The sequence below is a fragment of the Polaribacter sp. SA4-12 genome, assembly GCF_002163675.1.
Classification (GTDB): domain Bacteria; phylum Bacteroidota; class Bacteroidia; order Flavobacteriales; family Flavobacteriaceae; genus Polaribacter.
On the sequence record NZ_CP019334.1, the window covers coordinates 3778267 to 3796593 of the forward strand.

The following is an 18327-nucleotide window of genomic DNA, read 5'->3' on the forward strand; positions in this document are numbered from 1 at the left end:
AGTTATTTTATGATTTAAATTTTTTATTAATCCATTTACGAGTAGGGTTTTCTAGATATTTATAAGATAAAAACCCAACAAATATTGTAATCAGCATAAAAATTATAAATGAGACTCTTGCTTCCATAAGACTTCCATTTAATGGTCTTAGTATTCCACCAACTTTTTTATCTACGTTCAGCATAAAATAAAATGATATCATGTTTATAATAAACATATGCCATATGTAGATAGAGAAAGACCAATCTCCTAGTTTTCTAAGAAATTTGAATGAATACAACTTATCAATGATTGAACTTCCATAAGCTGAAGATAAAATTATCATCATAAAAATAAATACAGTTACTGTATCATACCAATGGTAATACATTGAGATAATGCATAGCGCGATTAATGATAGAAATACCCAGACATTAGAGAAAACTTTTTTTAATGTCGAAAACTTGTATACTTGCCAAACTATCATTCCTGCAATAAAACCAACAATACCCCTTAATGTTCCCCAATGCCAATTTACATCTAAATCTATCTTTTTTGGATCTGGTGGAAAATTTAAAAAAGGATGCAATGGAGCAAGAACAGTTTCAATAAAAAACCAAAGAGAAATTACGGAAATTAAGGCTAAAAACCACTTTTTATAACCTACTTTTTTAAAAAAGATAAATAGGAAAGGAAAGATAACATAAGCCCACCATTCTGCACTTAAACTCCACGCTGGCATATTCCAAGTAGCGAAATCAAAAATACCAACTGTTTCTAAAAACAATAACTGAAACGGAATTGCATCTAATCTATAAAGATGTTGATTCCAATCACTTAAAAATTGAAATTTATCAATGCATAAATACCCAAGAAATAGAAGTAATTCTGCACCAATTACTAAAACGTGAAGTGGATATATTCTAGCCAATCTTGATATTAAAAAATTCTTATAGCTTTTCTTTTCTAAACCTTTATTAAAGACGTCTTCATATACGTAACACATTATAAAACCACTTAAGATAAAAAACAAATCTACCATTAAGTACAATTTATCTATTAGACCTGCTGCTTCATATGGAAATATAGCGCCTAAAAAAAAATGAAAATGTAATGTAGTAACAAGTATAGCTGCAATACCTCTTAAAGATGATAAATTGTGTAGGTATGGTTTCATTATAAAAGTTTAGAGCAAAAAAAAAATCGCATTATATATACACTTTGTATAATAACACGATTCTTCTGAATAAAGCTTAGGGGCTTATTTTTTTGGTGTTATTTTGAAAGAGAAAGCGTGGTTTCCTACCTTTTTTGGTAGCTTAATTGTTAAGTGTTTAGTATCTCTAGAAAATTCTAAATCACCTTCATTTCCAAACATTTGTATAGAAGCAATTTCTGATGTGTAAATTTCACTTCCTTCTTTTAATGCTCTAATATTTAATTTTCCATTTGTTGGCCAATCTAAAACTGTTGCATATACAATATCTCCTTTTGTTGTAAAACGGATATCTTTAGATGTATTGTCAGCATTTTTTTCTTCACTTAAATGTCCTTCAACAACCTCTGCATCACCTTCACCATAAATTTCAAAAGTTCTTGTACCATAAATAGCTTCACCATTTACTTTTAACCATTGTCCCATTTCTAGTAGACGTTCTTTAACTGGTTCTGGTATTGTTCCATTCGCTCTTGGTGTAATATTTAATAATACAGCTCCGTTTTTACTTACCACATCTACTAAAAAGTCAATAAGTCTATTCGTAGATTTGTACCTAGGGTTACTAATGTGAGACCAAGATTTCCAATCGATAGAATCATCAGTTAACCAAGGAAAATCTTTCTTTTCGCTCATTCTAGATCTTTCTAAATCTAAAACTGCTGTTCCTTGCTTAAAATCGTGAAATTTATAGGTTGCTAAAACTTCTTTTCCACTTTTGTCTGCTGTATTGTAATAGTGTTCTAAAAACTCCTTTCTATGTTCTTCACTTACAACATCCATTTTATTATCAAACCAAACTAAATCTGGATCATATTTTGTAATAATTTCTTTTAACCTAGCTAACCATTCATCATTAAATTTTTTGTCAGCTAAAGGATAATATTTTTCAACTCCATTTTCGATTTCGTGGTTACTACGTGGCATTTGGTTGTCTCCTTTTTTTAATTTAGGACCATATAAACCAGCATATTTTGGGTTAGAAGCATCTGTAGTTTCATCCCAAGTTGGGTACCATCCAAATAACCATTGACGATGATAGGTTGCAATAAATTTCATATCTCTCTTACGAATTTCTTTTGCTAATTCACCCATAACATCACGTTTTGGTCCCATATCTTTAGCATCCCATTCTGTTAAATCACTATCCCACATTGCAAAACCATCTGCGTGTTCAGATACTGGGCCTGCAAATTTTGCACCTGCTTTTTGAAACAAATCTGCCCATTCTGCAGCATCAAATTTTTCTGCTTTAAACATTGGTATAAAATCTTTGTATCCAAATTCTTTTAAAGGTCCGTATTTTTCTACGTGATGCTTATTGAAAAGACTTGCTTCTCCATTTTTAGCTTCAGGATTATTTGCATTTACATACATCCAATGTGCATACCATTCGTTTTCAAATTCAGGTACAGAATAAGGCCCCCAATGACAATAAATACCAAATTTGGCATCTAAAAACCATTCTGGAGTTTTATGTTCTTTTAAAGATTCCCACTCTGCAGTATATTTTGGTGCCTCTACTTTTACTTCCTTTTTAGTTTCCTTGCAAGCAAAAAGTGTAAGAAAGGTAATGCATACTAATAATAATTGTTTTATAGATTTCATTGTCTGTTTTTTATAGTCTATTTCTAATAGCTAAATTATAGATAAGCGTATTTATTGCTAATTCCATATGAGTATAATGTTATAACATATGTTTTTTAATAATCCCTGTATTCTATTATTAAAATTTGATTATAAGTTTTTTAACGATTTTGGAAAATTGGAAATAGGAGTAATTTTAATATTTTTATAATAAACTTCTGCTGCTTCTGACTGAATTTGAATTTTACCTTGTGTTACTGGTATTGTTTTTCCTCCAATGTCATAACGAGCATTTTTAATTCTATTAACTATAACTCCATTTACTAAATGAATACTTTCATTTCCTAAACAATATATCTCAAGAGTATTCCATTCTCCATTTGAATTTTCATTTAATTTAGATTTACTTGCTTGACCAGATTCAAAACCACCTGCCCATTTTAGAGGAGCTTCTTTTCCTTTAGGATTGTAAACAAATTTATTAAACTGACCCTCTTTGTTTTTAATTCTATCTGAAGGAACATCACCATAAACATCACCTAAAGCAATAAAATCTCCACAATCTCCTTCTTGAACTTGAAACTCTAAAGAAGACATCCAAACATTCCAAAAAGCGCCATGAATACCTTTTGCGTGGTATAAAATTCCGCTATCTCTTTTGTCTTGTAAACGAGGTTTCCATTTTTTTTCTCCCCATTTAAATTGAGCAGTAAAATGATAATCACCATATTCATTTTTAGTAGTTAAACCGCCATAAATTTCACCAGTAATTTTTAAAACATCTTCGCCATTTTCTTTTATCACAGAGAAAACTTTTTTAGGATCATTGTTTAATCCCATTGGTTTTCCTGTTTTAACGTTTTCAGATTTCTCAAAATCTACATCTACTGAAGGGTGTACAGCACCCATCCAAACATCCCATTTAGATAAGTTATTATCTAAAAGGTTTTCACCTTCTTTATCAAGTTGAACATTCGTTTCTCCTAATGCCCAAGAAATTCCTTCCTTTAAGTGTTGAAGAAAATCGGAGTCTGCAAAAGTATCATCTGCGTGTCCCATTCCTGTATAAAAAATACGTCCACCTTCATAATGATGATACCAAGCAATGTCATGTTTAGTTCCCATTCTTTTACCTTTATAGCTATTCTCATCTAATTCTAATAAGACATTTACATGAGACTGCACAGGCTCTTTAAAGTTGTACCATTCATCAAATTTTTGAAAAGTATTACCATAATGTGCAATTGAAGGGTGTTTGTTTTCTTTATGAACTTTTATAACAGCAGTTTGTTGTTCTGGATGTGATTTAAATTGAGCTCCTATCATTTCTGAATAAAATGGCCATTTATGTTCTGTGTCTGATGCAGAATGTAAGCCTACAAAACTACCACCTTCATTTATGTATTTTATAAAAGCTTTCTCTTGTTGAGAGTTTAAGATATCTCCTGTTGTGTTTAAAAAAATAATGTTTTTATAATTTTTAAGGTTTTCATCATTAAATTGATTAGAATCTTCTGTTGTTTCTATTTTCCAATTATTTTCTAACCCTAATTTTTTAATAGCCGTAATTCCTGCTGGAATAGATTTATGACGCCAACCATTTGTTTTAGAAAAAACCAAAATTGTATTTTCTATTTTGTTGGAGCTTTTCGAAACCGTATTATTTACTTGTTTCGATTTGCAACTTATAAAAATTATTGAAATACTAAATATTGAAAATAGTAAGACTTTCTTTATTTTTTTTTGCATCAAAAATTATTTTAAAATTTTATTATTGTAGAAATTGCTTTAGAACCACCCAAATCTTCACTTCTTTGAGAAGGTAAAGAACCATTTACATATAAAGTATAGTCTCCTTTTCTGATCACTTCTTTACCTGCATCATTAAATTGAAAGAAAGTTTCTTTTGATAAATCGAATGTTACTGTCTTTGATTCTCCTGCTTTTACAAATACACGTTTAAATGCTTTTAAATCGTAAATAGGATCTTCTTCACCAGCTAAAGGCGAACTAATATATACTTGTACAACTTCTTCTGAATCTACTTTACCAGTATTTGCAACTGTAACTGTAGTCTTATAAGAATCGCTTACTTTTAAATTTTTGTATTCAAACGTTGTATACGTTAAACCAAAACCAAAAGGATATTGAGGTTCTTTTTTCATATACTTATACGTTCTTCCTTTCATATTATAATCTTCATATGCTGGCAATTGATCTACTGATCTTGGAAATGTAATTGGTAGTTTTCCTGAAGGAGCAACATCACCAAATAAAACATCTGCAACAGCATTACCACCTTCTTCACCAGGATACCAAACAAAAACGACTGCTTCTACAATGTCGTGTAATTCTGGAATTGCAATTGGACTACCACCAGTTAACACTAAAACCAAAGGCTTTTCTGTTTGACTTTTAATTTTTTTGATATAATCTATTTGATTTTGAGGTAATTTAATACTTGTTCTATCACCTTTTTCGCTAGATGCTAATGCTTCGCCTTCTTCACCTTCTAATAATGCTGAAATACCCATAACAGCAATTACAACATCTGCTTTTCCTGCTTCACCTGTAGACCAATCAATCGGGTTTACATTTTTTCTGAAAGGTAAAACGCCAGATTTATAATTGATACTTGTTCCTGGACTTACTTTACTTACAATTCCGTCTAAAATTGTCTGCGTATTACTCGTTAATCCGTAGTAATTACCTAATAAAACTTCTTCATTAGATGCATTAGGACCCACTACATACATTGTTCTTGTATTCTTTTTTAAAGGAAGTACATTGTTTTCGTTTTTCAATAAAACAATCGATTTTTGTGCCGCTTCTAATGCAATTTTTCTATGTTTATCAGAATCTACTACATCTGCAGTAATATGATCATAAGGATTTAATCCAATAGGATCAAACATTCCTAATTTAAAACGAGTTAATAAGTTTTCCTTAAGTCTTTTATTTAATAATTCTTTTGTGATTAATCCTTGATTTAACGCGTTGTTTAAAACAGTGTAAACATTACCGCAATTGATGTTTGTTCCTGAATTTAAAGCCAAAGCTGCAGATTCTTCTGGAGTTTGTGTTACTTTATGAAACTTATGAAAATCTTCAACGGCACCACAATCTGAAACTACATAACCATCAAATCCCCAATCGTCTCTTAAAATTTCTTGTAATAAATAAGGGCTTCCACAACAAGGTTCTCCCATTGTTCTATTGTAAGCTCCCATAACACCTTCTACATTTCCTTCTTGCACTAATGCTTTAAAAGCAGGTAAATAGGTTTCGAATAAATCTTTTTTATTTACAACAGCATTAAATTCGTGTCTAAATTCTTCTGGTCCACTATGAACTGCATAATGTTTTGCACATGCTGCAGCTTTAATATAATCTGGATTATCGCCTTGTAAACCTTTTACAAAAGAAACACCAATTCTACTAGTTAAGAAAGGATCTTCACCATATGTTTCTTGACCACGACCCCATCTTGGATCTCTAAAAATATTTACGTTTGGAGACCAAAAAGTTAAACCAGCATATCTACTTCTGTTGTTAATTTTAATAGCTTCATTGTATTTTGCTCTTGCTTCATCTGAAATTGCAGTACCAACTCTTAATATTAATTCAGGATCAAAAGTTGCTCCTAAACCAATTGCTTGAGGAAAAACAGTTGCTCTACCATTTCTTGCAACACCATGTAAAGATTCATTCCACCAGTTGTATTCAGGAATTCCTAAACGTTCAATAGGCGGACAAACATCTAACATTTGAGAAAACTTTTCTTCTAAAGTCATTTCTGTTATTAGTTTGTTTACTCTTTCATCAATTGAAAAAGAGGTGTCATTCCAAGCAAATTTTGGTTTTTCAACTTCTTTTTTCTCTGCTTTTTCTTCTTTACAACTTGTAAAAGAAATTAGCAAAATGCTAATAAATAAATAGGTTATTGTTTGAAATCCTTTTTTCATTATAATATTATTAATAGTTGTTATTCTTAATCGTTCCAATGAGCGTCAATTACTTTCTGAATATGAGGAAATTTATCTCCATCTTCTTCGTCTAATTCTGCTCTTTTATTTTTTAACTCTGTTTTTAATTCTGCAATAATTTCTTTGTAATTAGCATCATTATAAACATTGTTCATCTCTTTTGGGTCTTTTTCTAAATCGTATAATTCCCAAGCAGCAGGTGTGTGATTTGTAAAATCATTTCCCCAACTTTCTTTATTCCATTCTGCATCAGGATTATCTGTATCTACCCAATATTTTCCGTAGTAAAAAATTAGTTTATGAGTTTTAGTTCTAATACCAAAATGTGCCGGATTTGCGTGTTTGTGTGCCATATGCATCCAATATCTATAATAGGTAGATTTTTGCCAATTTTCTGGTTCATTACCAGTTTCTAAAATTGTTTTAAAACTTTTTCCTTGCATTTTATCAGGAACATTTCCTCCTGCCATTTCAATTAAAGTAGGAGCGAAGTCAGTATTATTAATGATTGCATCCGTTCTTGTGTTTGGTTTAATCGATTCTGGATAACGAACAAAGAATGGCATTCTCATAGATTCATCATACATCCAACGTTTATCCATGTAATCGTGTTCACCTAACATAAAACCTTGGTCACCTGTATATACAATAATCGTGTTATCGTATAAATCGTTTTCTTTTAAGTATTTAATTACTCTAGCAACATTGTCATCTACACCTTTTACACAACGTAAATAACGTTTTATGTATTCTTGATAAGTAGCACTTGTAATCTCTTTATCAGTCATTTTATCGTTAATGTATTTTGACTTATCAAAATCTGGATTCGATTTTTCCATCAATTTTTCATCCCAAATTATATCAACATAATTTCTTACCGTATTTCTTTTAGATATAGACGAGCCAATTACCGATAATAATTCCCCATTTTCTCCTCTTGTAGCAATAGAACCATTGTTTTTGTTATTATATAAGCTTTCTGGCTCAGGAATAAAAGTGTCTTCTAAATAATCTTTATACCTTGGTGCAAAAGCAAAATTATCATGTGGCGCTTTAAATTGATACATTAACATAAAAGGCTTTTCAGGATCTCTTTTTTTGTCTAGCCAGTCTAAAGTTATGTCTGTAACAATATCAGAACTATGACCTTTATATTGTTTTCCTTCGTAGTTTTTGTCGTCCCACAAGGTAAAGTTCATTCCTGTTTCTGTAAGCCAAGGATCGAAATAAGAACCTTGCTGATGATGATGGGTAAAAATATTGTAGTAATCGAAATTTGGTTGTGCAGTTAAATGCCATTTACCAATTAATGCAGTTTGGTATCCTAATTTTTTTATTTCTTGAGGAAGATATTGTTTTTCCATTGGTAAAACACCTTCTAAATCTAAAACACCATTTGCTTGACTATGTTGTCCTGTTAAAATAGCAGCTCTACTTGGCGTACAAATAGAATTATTAACAAAACAATTGTTAAATATAATTCCTTCTTTTGCAACTTTATCTAAAGTAGGAGTGGGGTTTAATTTAGCTAATCTACTACCATAAATACCAAAACCTTGGCTTGTATGGTCATCTGCCATAATAAAGATGATATTTGGCTTTTTTGTATTTTTTTTACTTTCTTTTGATGCTTTTTTACAAGAAAAAACACCTAAAAACAAAATGGATAAAAAGTATAATTTATAGTTCACAGTCAATTAATTTAAATAAAGTATAAAGGTGAATAATTATTTTGTTTAACAGTAGAAGATATGTTTTGATTAGGGATAGTATTGATTTTTAAATAAAAAAAAGCCCGAATTAATTCGAGCTTTAAGTTATTAATCTTTTTTGATTATTTATTTCTTAATAATTTTACGCGTTAATCCATTATCACTTTTTAAAATATAGATTCCTTTATTTAATTCAGAGATATCTATTGTAGAATTTAATTTAGTAAATCTTTTTACTTCTTGTCCAATAACATTGTGAATAGAAATAAATTTAGCATCTTCTAAACCTGAGATTTTAATTAAACCTGTTGTTGGGTTTGGAAATAATTTAACAGAATTGAATTTAAAATCTTCTGTACTTAAATTAGGATCTACTTCTACTTGGAAATATTTAGTAGCTGGAATAGAAAGTGGAGTCCAATTAGGGTCTTCTGATGTTGTTAAAGGTTTTACAAAATAAAAATAGTTTGCTAGACCAGGATATGCTATTGCAAGTTCAGAACCTACTGAAGCTCCTGGAGTGCTATCTCCCGATACTATAGTACTTGCTAATAAATTTTCGCCAGTAGTTAAATAAGCTTCTGGAAAAGTGTTACCAAGTATTATAGTTGCAGTTTGGTCAACTCCCATTGGTAACTCTTCAGTATTTGTGTATATACCTATAACAGCATCTCCATCTACATTAGAGTGAAGTTGTAAACTAATTGCGCCAATTGCAATTGGATTATCTTCTGAAGTATAGGTGATTTCTAAACCGAATGATGGCCCTTGTACAATTGCTGTTGGATCGTTTGTAAATGTATAGGAGTCAGTTGTTGTTAGAGCATCACCAGTAGTAGTTGCAGTAGTTCCCAAAGTTTCCATTGCACCACCACAATTATACCTAATATTAATAGTGTATTCTGTTCCAGGAAGTAATCCTGAAATATTAAAAGAAGCATTAGTTCCTCCCCAAGAACCTGGTGAAGCAGGACTTGCTGTCGGATAATATCTTACTTCAGCATATGCATAATCTGCTTCTCCTTCAGGTGGAGTAAAAGTTCCTGCAATCGAATTATCTGTTATATCTCCAATAGTAATTACTGGTGCTGGACATTGTGAAAACATTACACCAAATGTTAGACTAAAAAGTAATAAAGTAATTTTTTTCATCATAAATAAATTTTAAATTAGTATTTAGTAAAATTACAGTATGATTTAATTTTTTAACATTAAATATGATTTCTAAACTGCAACAAATGGTTTATTTTTATATGTTATTCACTTTATTTGCATTTTATAGTAGATTTACTGGTGAGGTAAAATTGATAATGTTGTAACTATATAGTTCTCTTAAACTTATGTTTTGTATAAATAAAAAGCCTATTTGATAAATCAAATAGGCTTTCTGTAAAGTTATAAATTAGAATAAATTATGGTCTAACTTCTTGTTCTCTAACAACAAAGTTATCAAAGTAAACAACACCATTACTTCCAATTAATCTTGGAGAAATAATTCTATTTTCAGTTGCTTTAGATTCAAATGTACCCGTTTTAGAAACCCATACTCCTTGAGCAATATTACCGCCATTCCAAAATTTATCTGCACCCCAACTAGGGAACATGTAAATTGTCCATTCAGCAACGCTACTTCCATTTTCAATGTATACATCATACATTACATCATAGTTTTTTCCAGCTTCAACTTCAAAACTTGCGTTTTTACCTTCAAAAAATATTGGGCTTCCCGTAGCTAAATCACACTTAGCACTTTTTAGTCCATGGCTAGCCATGTCAGTTGTAAATTCTACAATACCTTTGTTACCCCAAGGTGGTAGATAGATCCATCCATTACCCATTTCACCTTCAAAAGAAGCCTCATCAGCATCCATTATATTAATACCTTGATCCATACCTACAGGCATGTCAGTAAATAATACAGGTTTACGTGTATCTGTAGATTCTAAAGTAGAACCATCTAATAAAGATACTGTTATAACATCTGGTCTGTAAATAGGTTCATTTAAAGTTAATTCAATTATTGTAGCATCACTACTATTTAATGTTGCTATTTTAACTGGAAAATTATTACCATTAACCATTACATTAAAGTACTGTTCTTGGTTGATAAATGGTTGAAACTCTCCATTAAAAGGTACCTGAATAACTTCATCTTCTAACTCAGCAATATCACCAGTAAGCACAAATGGTTTGCTTGAAGGAATTACTTTAAATGGAGCAGGAATTTCATAGTAATCATAATCACCTGGTATATTTTCTCCAGTACGACTTATAGCTGCACTTCCTTCAAAAACTCCTAGTTTTTTAAATATTATAGTAGAAACAGAATCCTGTCCAACTTCTCCTGCAATTCTAAATTCTCTAGTATTTGGACGACCAATTGTAGTTACATCAACAAAATCTAAGACATCTCCTGCTTCAACATAAATTGTATCTAATTCTGTTGCATGAGGAACTACTACACCTTGTTGCTTTATTAATATCTTACTTACAATAGTATCATAAACATCAACAACAAAAGTGGTATCAATAACCCATTTATCTCCAACTCTAATAGAAGCAAGTGTTCTTATGTTATTGTCTGGATTACCATCATTATCTTCATAAAACCCACTAAATGTAACCGAATCTTTAAAAGTGTTATAAAGGTTAACAGATGTTAATCCTCCTTTAGTAAATAAAACATGTACAGTAGGTTCATCTGAAGTTGTTTCACCTCTATTGATGATTTTATCAGTATAAACACTATCAAGTCTATCTATTGGACCTCCTAGAAAGAAGTTTTCTTCTGTAATTGTCCATGTATGCTCTGTTGCTCCATGAGATAAATCCGTAAAAGAGATAAAATCATCTATATTGATTTTTTTATCACCTTGGCGTAAAAGGCTCGTATAAAACCCAACATCCGAAAACGAATTTGGAGCTTCATACTCATCGTTATCTTTATCACATGCCACAAAAAAGGTTGCGATAAGAAGCGTTAATAATATTAGTTTGTTTTTCATTTTTTTCGTTTTAACATAATTAGTTTAATCAAATAAATCAAATATAATTTATTTGTCTCCTTACAAATTCGGATTTGCTATAGTTTCACTATTAGGTATAGGCCAATATGCGTGTTCCGATTCTATATAATTTTGAGCAGGTTGAACAAACTCATTTAAATTTACATTTGGAGTAATTAAAGGATCTTCAACTAAAAGACCTCCCCATCTTGTTCCAGAAGTACCATCTAAATTAGTGAACTTGTAATCTTCTACAGAATATCTTCTTAATGACAATTCAGTAAAACGTTCTTTCGTTTTTCCCCAACGTCTTAAATCAAGTGCACGAATAGCGTTACCTTCTGCAGATAATTCTAACGGTCTCTCAACATGCATAATATGTGCCATTAATGAATTTGCATCATAGGTTATGTTATTGTGGTCATTAAGAGGGAAATCTCCTGTACCATCTGCACCTAGTAATTGAACAGCAGAACGTCTACGTACTAAGTTTACTAACCTAGTAGCTTGTTCTACTCCTCCATCATTAATTCCTCCTTCAATTAAGCATTCTGCAAGCATTAAATATACATCTGCTAAACGAATTAATCTAATATTTACACCCGATCTTGGGAATGAAGATGAAATATCTTTTTCATCTTCTGCGATATCCCAGTTTGTATATTTTCTCCAATATGCAGTTTCTAAATTATTGAAAGGTGCTTTTTGGGCAGCTTCTGCTCCATAATAAGGAAGATCTCTATCGTCTGCTAAAGCAATAGAATATGAAGTTCTTAATGAATATTTACGAGGGCGAGTTGTTACTCCGTCTTCTTCTGTAATCGTATTTCTAGGATCTGTTGTATCTGGAATTTCGTTTTTGTATTCCATCACTAACCAGTTTGCAGGATAAATAACTCTCCAACCACCTACAGGACTCATCATAAAGTTCATTGTACTAGATGTTTGTTGAGAAGAATAAGGGTTAATTTCAGGCTTATAAGCAAGAGAATAACTTACTTCAAGAATAGATTCTTGATTAAATTCATCCATTGTTGTAAAGTTACTTCCAATGTTTGGTGCTAATGAGTAGTTATACTGAGTAGCTACTTTAGTAAAATAGGTTGCTGCTGTAGCATAATCTGCCTCATAAAGGTAGCTTTTTCCTAAGACTGCAGTTGCTGCTCCAGCGGTAATTCTACCTAAATCTCTATTCTCTTTCCATTCTATTGGTAAGTTACTTTCAGCGTACTCTAAATCAGCTAAATAAAATGCTTTTACATCTGCAGCAGGACTGATTGGTTGGTAGAAATCTGCTTCATTTTCTGGAACTTCAGTAACTAAAGGTACATTTCCTTCATTAAATCCGTTATATAGATAGAAATAAAATAAACCTCTTAAAAAACGTGCTTGCGCTTTTACAAAACCAGCTTCTGCTTTTTGAGTAGCATTAAAAGTCGGCATTAGGTTGTCTGTAGCTACAATTACTTGATTTGCTCTAAAGATTCCTTTGTATAATTGTTTCCATTTACCATTTGCAGTACCTGAAGCATCATTAAAAGTTTGTAAGTAATAAACATCACTAGTTGTAGGTCTTCCATAACCTGGCCATGCTAAATCACTTCTTTTTGTTTCATCAACAATAGCAAATGTATTTCCGTCTTTAAAAGCATTATATACTGCTACAAGACCAGATTCAAGATCACCAAGAGTTTTCCAATAACTATCGGTAGAGATTTCATTAGGATTAGCTTCTTCAAGGAAATCCTCGTTACATGCAGACATTGATAATATAATTATCAAGAGCATTGTAAATTTGTAATTAAATATTTTTTTCATTATTCTTATTTTTTTAATTAAAAGTCTAATTGAATTCCAATTCTAAATTGAGAACTAATAGGGTAGTTACCTTTATCAATACCTCTAGAAGAGAAATTACTATTTCCTACCTCAGGATCATATCCATCATATTCTGTGATTGTTAGAGGGTTTTGAGCTGCTAAAAATACACGAAATTTAGTGATATTCAAATCACCAAAGTACTCATTTGGAACTGTATACCCAATATTCACTGTTCTTAATCTGATAAAAGATCCATCTTGAATCCAGAAATCTGTATATCCTCTATAATTTTCATGGTCACGACCACGGTTTGTTGGGATATTAGAAGTTGGGTTTTGAGGAGTCCATTGGTAGACTAAGTCTTTATGAGTTCCATGTTTGTAAGCATATGCTTTTGTACCGTTAATTATTTCGCCACCTTGAGCAGAATACCATTGCATATAAAAATCAAATCCTTTATAATCAAAAGACATATTTAACCCTATTTCAAATTCAGGAGTACCACTACCTGCATATTGTCTATCAGCGTTAGATATTGTATTATCATTATTATAATCAATATATCTTAAATCTCCTAATCTAGCAGTAGGTTGAATTGTTTGATATTCAATAAGTTCTTCTTCAGTTCTTATAATACCATCAGTTTTAATTACAAAAAATGCACCAGCTTCATAACCTTCAGCTAATACAGAAACTAAGTCTTCATTAGGTACGCCTAAAACAACTTGACTTCCTGGTAAAAAAGCAATTTTATTAGAACCACTCATTTTTGACACTACATTTGTGTTTTGAGAAAATGTTCCACCTAGGTTCCAATTAAATCCAGATTCAACACCTCTATGAGAATAGTTTAAGGCAAATTCATACCCTGTATTCTCCATGTCACCAACGTTTAATACCACTGTTTCATTAGTACCTCCAGAAGCACCCGTTGTAGGAGGAAGTAATAATGGCATTAACATGTCTTTTTTGTTCGTTTGGTAAAAATCTCCAGTAAGTTTAAAACTGTTTCTTAAGAACGATAAATCAAAACCAAGATTTAGTTGTTCAGAAGTTTCCCATTTTACATTCTTATTCGCAAATGCTTCTTGTGTTGCTCCTAACGCTAAATTGTCATCTCCTTCTGTTCCGAAAACATAATCATTTGCTAATTTAATAGTAGCTGCGTTGCTATAATCTAAAAAGCTTTGATTACCAGTTGTACCTAAACCTGCTCTAAATTTTAAAGAAGATACAATATCTTTAACTGGTTCAAACCAATTTTCATCTGAAACATTCCAACCAGCAGTTACTGAAGGGAATGTACCCCATCTGTTTGCTTTAGAAAATCTTGAAGATCCATCACGACGAATACTGGCAGAAAATAAATATTTACCTTTGTAATTATATTGAAGACGACCTATCATACCAATAAGTGAGTTAGTTCTGTCTTGTCCCCATCCTGTTCCAGAAGTAGCTGAAGGGTCTAAAGTAGCACCATTTAATACAGTTACATCATTGCTAATTAAGTCAAATTTTTGAGCTGCAAATGTTGAATAAGTATATTTTTCAGAAGAATATGCGACAACTGCTTTAACATTATGATCTCCAAAAGATTGGCTATAATCAATAACGTTTTCTAAAGTTTGACTTGTAGCTCTAATACTTTGGTTGTATACTCCAGATCTAGTTTGTTGTGGAATTACATTACCATCTTCGTCATATGCTGTAAATAATGGGTTAATTCGTACACGTGTATCATTATTATAAGATACACCAGCTCTTGTCGTAAAATTAAAATGATCAGATATCTTATAAACGGCATTAATACTACCATCTAGTCTTTCTCCATTACGCTTATCAGTTTGTTTAAATAATGCAGCAGTATTACTTAGGTTTTGTGTTTCTACACTATTTCCTGGTCCTGCATTATCAATAATATCTGCATTTGGATCGATATCAGACTGATATGGTTGGTATTTTAATGCTGTAGTAATTATATTCCAAGGAGCATAACTTTGCTCTTCGATACGAAATCCAAGTCCTGTTGAAATTTTCCAATTACCTTTTTCAAATTGTGTGTTGGCTCTAATATTAGCTCTATCGTAACCAGAATTAATAATAGTACCATCTTGACTAAAGAAACTTCCAACTACATTATAAGTTAACCCTTTTGAACCACCAGATATGCTTAGTCCATAGTTTTGAACAGGAGCATAATCATTTTCGATTTTTGGCTGAAGATAAGTCTCATTAGTTAATGAATATCTATCATATTCAATAGGTGTCCATGTATTACCATAAGTAGTTCCATTTGGTTGCGATGCAGCCGCTAAGAATCTTATATAAAGAGATTCTTCTACATTAACGGTTGGTACACCAGAGGTAATACTTTGCAAACCATAATATTGATTTGCTGATATTTTCATTTGTCCAACTTTACCTTTTTTGGTAGTAATTAAAATAACCCCACCAGAACCACGAGTACCGTAAATTGAAGCAGAAGCGGCATCTTTTAAAACATCAATTGTTTCAATTTCGCTCATACTTAATTTTGGGTCACTTGCAAAAGGGATACCATCTACAACATATAACGGGCTACTGTTTCCTGTTACAGAACTTAAACCACGAATTAAAATGTTTGAATCTGCTCCAGGAGCACCCGAACTTGCAGTTACGTTTACACCTGCAATTAATCCTTGTAATGCAGCACCTAAATCTGCAGTACCAATTTTACTAATGGCTTCATTAGAAACTTGAACAACAGCACCTGTTACTTCTTTCTTCTTTTGAGTACCATACCCAATTACTATAATTTCATCTAAGTTAGTTGTGTCTTCAACTAAACTTACATTTATTGTTGAAGATTTTCCAACAACAATTTCTTTTGATAAAAAACCAATGTATTTAAAAACTAAAACACCTCCAGTTTTCACCTTAATAGTATAGTTTCCATCAAAATCTGTCTGAGTTCCTGTTGAGGTACCCTTTACTATAATAGTGGCGCCAATCATTGGCTCACCATCTGCGCTTACCACTCCTTTTACAGATTTGGTCTGAGCTTGAATTGCACTAAAACTCAAAAAGCAAGTAACTGCTAAGAAACAAGTTCTGAGTTTTAATTTAACAAGTAAATCGAATTTCATAATTATTGTATAAATTTAAATTAGTGTTACAAATGTTAAAATTAGTTAACAGATTACTAATAACATATGTTTAAATTGGTAACACAAATGATTTAAACATCGTCAATGCTTAATCTTAGGGGAAATTAAACTATTTATTTAGTAAATAAATAAATCATAAATAAATTTTTGAATTATAATTTTCATGTTTAGGTTAAGGTTATTTAATGAAATAAGTTTTTAATAGATAAAAGTGTATTAATCGTGTTGCGTGATGCTTATTTGTAAAAAGGAACATATGTTTTATATTAAGAATCATATGTCTTTAATTAGTTGAATCTAATGGATGACCTTTGAAAAGAAATTTTTAACCATTTAATTCTTTTTTAAAAAGTATGAATTTTTTCAGAATTATAATTTTAATAATATTTTTTGTTTTTAGTTCTTGTAATATATCAAAAGATGTGAAAAAAAACAAACCAAATATTGTATTTATTTTTACTGATGATCAAACTTATACATCAATTCATGCCTTAGGGAATGATGAAATTATTACTCCTAATTTAGATAAGTTAGTAAATGAAGGAACAACTTTTACGAATGCTTATAATATGGGGTCTTGGAGTGGTGCAGTTTGTGCAGCTTCTAGAGCGATGTTAATTTCTGGTAGGTCTGTTTGGAAAGCAAATGAGTTTAGACAGAATTGGGTAAAGAAAGATACAGTAGCATATCAAAAAAGTTGGCCAAAATTAATGGCTTCTCAAGGATATGAAACTTATATGACTGGAAAATGGCATGTAGATGCGCCAGCATACAAAGTGTTTGAAAATACAACCAATATTAGACCTGGAATGCCAAAAGACGCTTGGGGTCATTTTAAGATGGTTGCTAAGTTTGATTCATTGTCTAAAACTAAAAACCCTAATTCAGAAGTAATTATGCCTAATGGTTATAATCGACCTAAAGATAAGGATGATACTTCTTGGTCTCCTTCTGATGTATCTAAAGGTGGTTTTTGGCAAGGAGGTAAACATTGGAGCGAAGTATTAAAAGACGATGCTATTTCATTTATTAATACAGCAAAAACGAAAGAGAAACCTTTTTTTATGTATTTGGCATTTAATGCGCCACATGATCCTAGACAAGCTCCAAAAGAATATGTAGATATGTATCCTTTAGAAAATATATCTACACCAAAAAGTTATTTACCAGAATATCCTTTTAGACATGATATTGCCAATGGTGATGATTTGAGGGATGAAGCTTTAGCGCCTTTTCCTAGAACAGAATATGCAATCAAAGTTCATAAACAAGAATATTATGCAAGTATAACACATGTAGATGCTCAAATAGGAATGATTCTAGATGCTTTAAATAAATCTGGGAAGATGGATAACACTTATATTATTTTTACAGCAGATCACGGTTTAGCAATGGGGAGACATGGTTTGTTAGGAAAACAAAACTTATTTGATCATAGTATTCGCCCACCAATGATGATTGTTGGACCAGAAATTCCGAAAGGAAAAAAAGTTACTGAAGATGTGTATTTACAAGATGTAATGGCGACTTCTTTGGATATAGCAGGAGTTGAGAAACCATCATATATAGATTTTAATAGTTTTTTAGATTTAGCGAAGAAAAAAACTAAAGAGGGAAATTATAAAGAGATATATGGAGCATATTTAGATGTTCAAAGAATGATAAGAAAAGATGGGTATAAATTACTTGTTTATCCAAAGATAAAAAAGATACTATTATTCGATTTAAAGAATGATCCTGAAGAAATGAATGATATTTCTGGAAATCCAGAAAATAAAGAAAAAGTAAAATCTTTATTTATAGACTTACTTCAACTACAAAAAGAAATGGATGATCCATTAAATATTACCGAAATTTATCAAACACTATAATAAT

The 18327-nt window shown here is 31.2% G+C and carries 10 protein-coding genes; 1 reads left to right on the forward strand and 9 read right to left on the reverse strand.

What is annotated here, in order from left to right; all coding sequences use genetic code 11:
- Positions 1–7: 7 nt before the first annotated feature.
- From BTO07_RS16275 to BTO07_RS16315, 9 genes are all read right to left on the reverse strand, one after another.
- Positions 8–1156: an acyltransferase family protein gene (locus BTO07_RS16275; protein ID WP_087522251.1), complete on the reverse strand. Its 1149-nt coding sequence runs from the start codon at positions 1154–1156 to the stop codon at positions 8–10.
- A gap of 84 nt (positions 1157–1240) precedes the next feature.
- Complete coding sequence (locus tag BTO07_RS16280; protein ID WP_087522252.1) at positions 1241–2803, reverse strand: alpha-L-fucosidase; 1563 nt, start codon at positions 2801–2803, stop codon at positions 1241–1243.
- Positions 2804–2932: 129 nt separating this feature from the next.
- Positions 2933–4531, reverse strand: a complete 1599-nt coding sequence (locus BTO07_RS17605) for a ThuA domain-containing protein (protein WP_232457057.1) — start codon at positions 4529–4531, stop codon at positions 2933–2935.
- Between the two features lie 11 nt (positions 4532–4542).
- Positions 4543–6747 (reverse strand): glycoside hydrolase family 3 C-terminal domain-containing protein, encoded by a 2205-nt coding sequence (locus tag BTO07_RS16290; protein ID WP_087522254.1) that lies wholly within the window; start codon positions 6745–6747, stop codon positions 4543–4545.
- Between the two features lie 26 nt (positions 6748–6773).
- The gene (locus BTO07_RS16295) at positions 6774–8348 is read right to left on the reverse strand and encodes a sulfatase family protein (RefSeq protein ID WP_232457125.1); all 1575 of its coding nucleotides are present in this window, start codon (positions 8346–8348) and stop codon (positions 6774–6776) included.
- Between the two features lie 258 nt (positions 8349–8606).
- Positions 8607–9635, reverse strand: coding sequence for a T9SS type A sorting domain-containing protein (locus tag BTO07_RS16300; protein ID WP_087522259.1), 1029 nt, complete (start codon positions 9633–9635; stop codon positions 8607–8609).
- A 257-nt stretch (positions 9636–9892) separates the two neighbouring features.
- Positions 9893–11485, reverse strand: a complete 1593-nt coding sequence (locus tag BTO07_RS16305) for a hypothetical protein (RefSeq protein WP_087522261.1) — start codon at positions 11483–11485, stop codon at positions 9893–9895.
- 60 nt (positions 11486–11545) lie between these two features.
- The gene (locus BTO07_RS16310) at positions 11546–13303 is read right to left on the reverse strand and encodes a RagB/SusD family nutrient uptake outer membrane protein (RefSeq protein ID WP_087522263.1); all 1758 of its coding nucleotides are present in this window, start codon (positions 13301–13303) and stop codon (positions 11546–11548) included.
- Positions 13304–13320: 17 nt separating this feature from the next.
- Positions 13321–16431, reverse strand: a complete 3111-nt coding sequence (locus BTO07_RS16315) for a SusC/RagA family TonB-linked outer membrane protein (protein WP_087522266.1) — start codon at positions 16429–16431, stop codon at positions 13321–13323.
- Between the two features lie 374 nt (positions 16432–16805).
- On the opposite strand from BTO07_RS16315, the gene BTO07_RS16320 reads away from it, so the two are divergent.
- Positions 16806–18323, forward strand: coding sequence for a sulfatase-like hydrolase/transferase (locus BTO07_RS16320; protein WP_087522269.1), 1518 nt, complete (start codon positions 16806–16808; stop codon positions 18321–18323).
- The last annotated feature ends 4 nt before the right edge of the window (positions 18324–18327 follow it).

What these genes read in the sequence shown, in the direction of transcription:
- BTO07_RS16275 (WP_087522251.1), bottom strand. Translation starts at nt 1,156, where the DNA reads ATGAAACCATACCTACACAATTTATCATCTTTAAGAGGTATTGCAGCT.
- BTO07_RS16280 (WP_087522252.1), bottom strand. Translation starts at nt 2,803, where the DNA reads ATGAAATCTATAAAACAATTATTATTAGTATGCATTACCTTTCTTACA.
- BTO07_RS17605 (WP_232457057.1), bottom strand. Translation starts at nt 4,531, where the DNA reads ATGCAAAAAAAAATAAAGAAAGTCTTACTATTTTCAATATTTAGTATT.
- BTO07_RS16290 (WP_087522254.1), bottom strand. Translation starts at nt 6,747, where the DNA reads ATGAAAAAAGGATTTCAAACAATAACCTATTTATTTATTAGCATTTTG.
- BTO07_RS16295 (WP_232457125.1), bottom strand. Translation starts at nt 8,348, where the DNA reads ATGGCAGATGACCATACAAGCCAAGGTTTTGGTATTTATGGTAGTAGA.
- BTO07_RS16300 (WP_087522259.1), bottom strand. Translation starts at nt 9,635, where the DNA reads ATGATGAAAAAAATTACTTTATTACTTTTTAGTCTAACATTTGGTGTA.
- BTO07_RS16305 (WP_087522261.1), bottom strand. Translation starts at nt 11,485, where the DNA reads ATGAAAAACAAACTAATATTATTAACGCTTCTTATCGCAACCTTTTTT.
- BTO07_RS16310 (WP_087522263.1), bottom strand. Translation starts at nt 13,303, where the DNA reads ATGAAAAAAATATTTAATTACAAATTTACAATGCTCTTGATAATTATA.
- BTO07_RS16315 (WP_087522266.1), bottom strand. Translation starts at nt 16,431, where the DNA reads ATGAAATTCGATTTACTTGTTAAATTAAAACTCAGAACTTGTTTCTTA.
- BTO07_RS16320 (WP_087522269.1), top strand. Translation starts at nt 16,806, where the DNA reads ATGAATTTTTTCAGAATTATAATTTTAATAATATTTTTTGTTTTTAGT.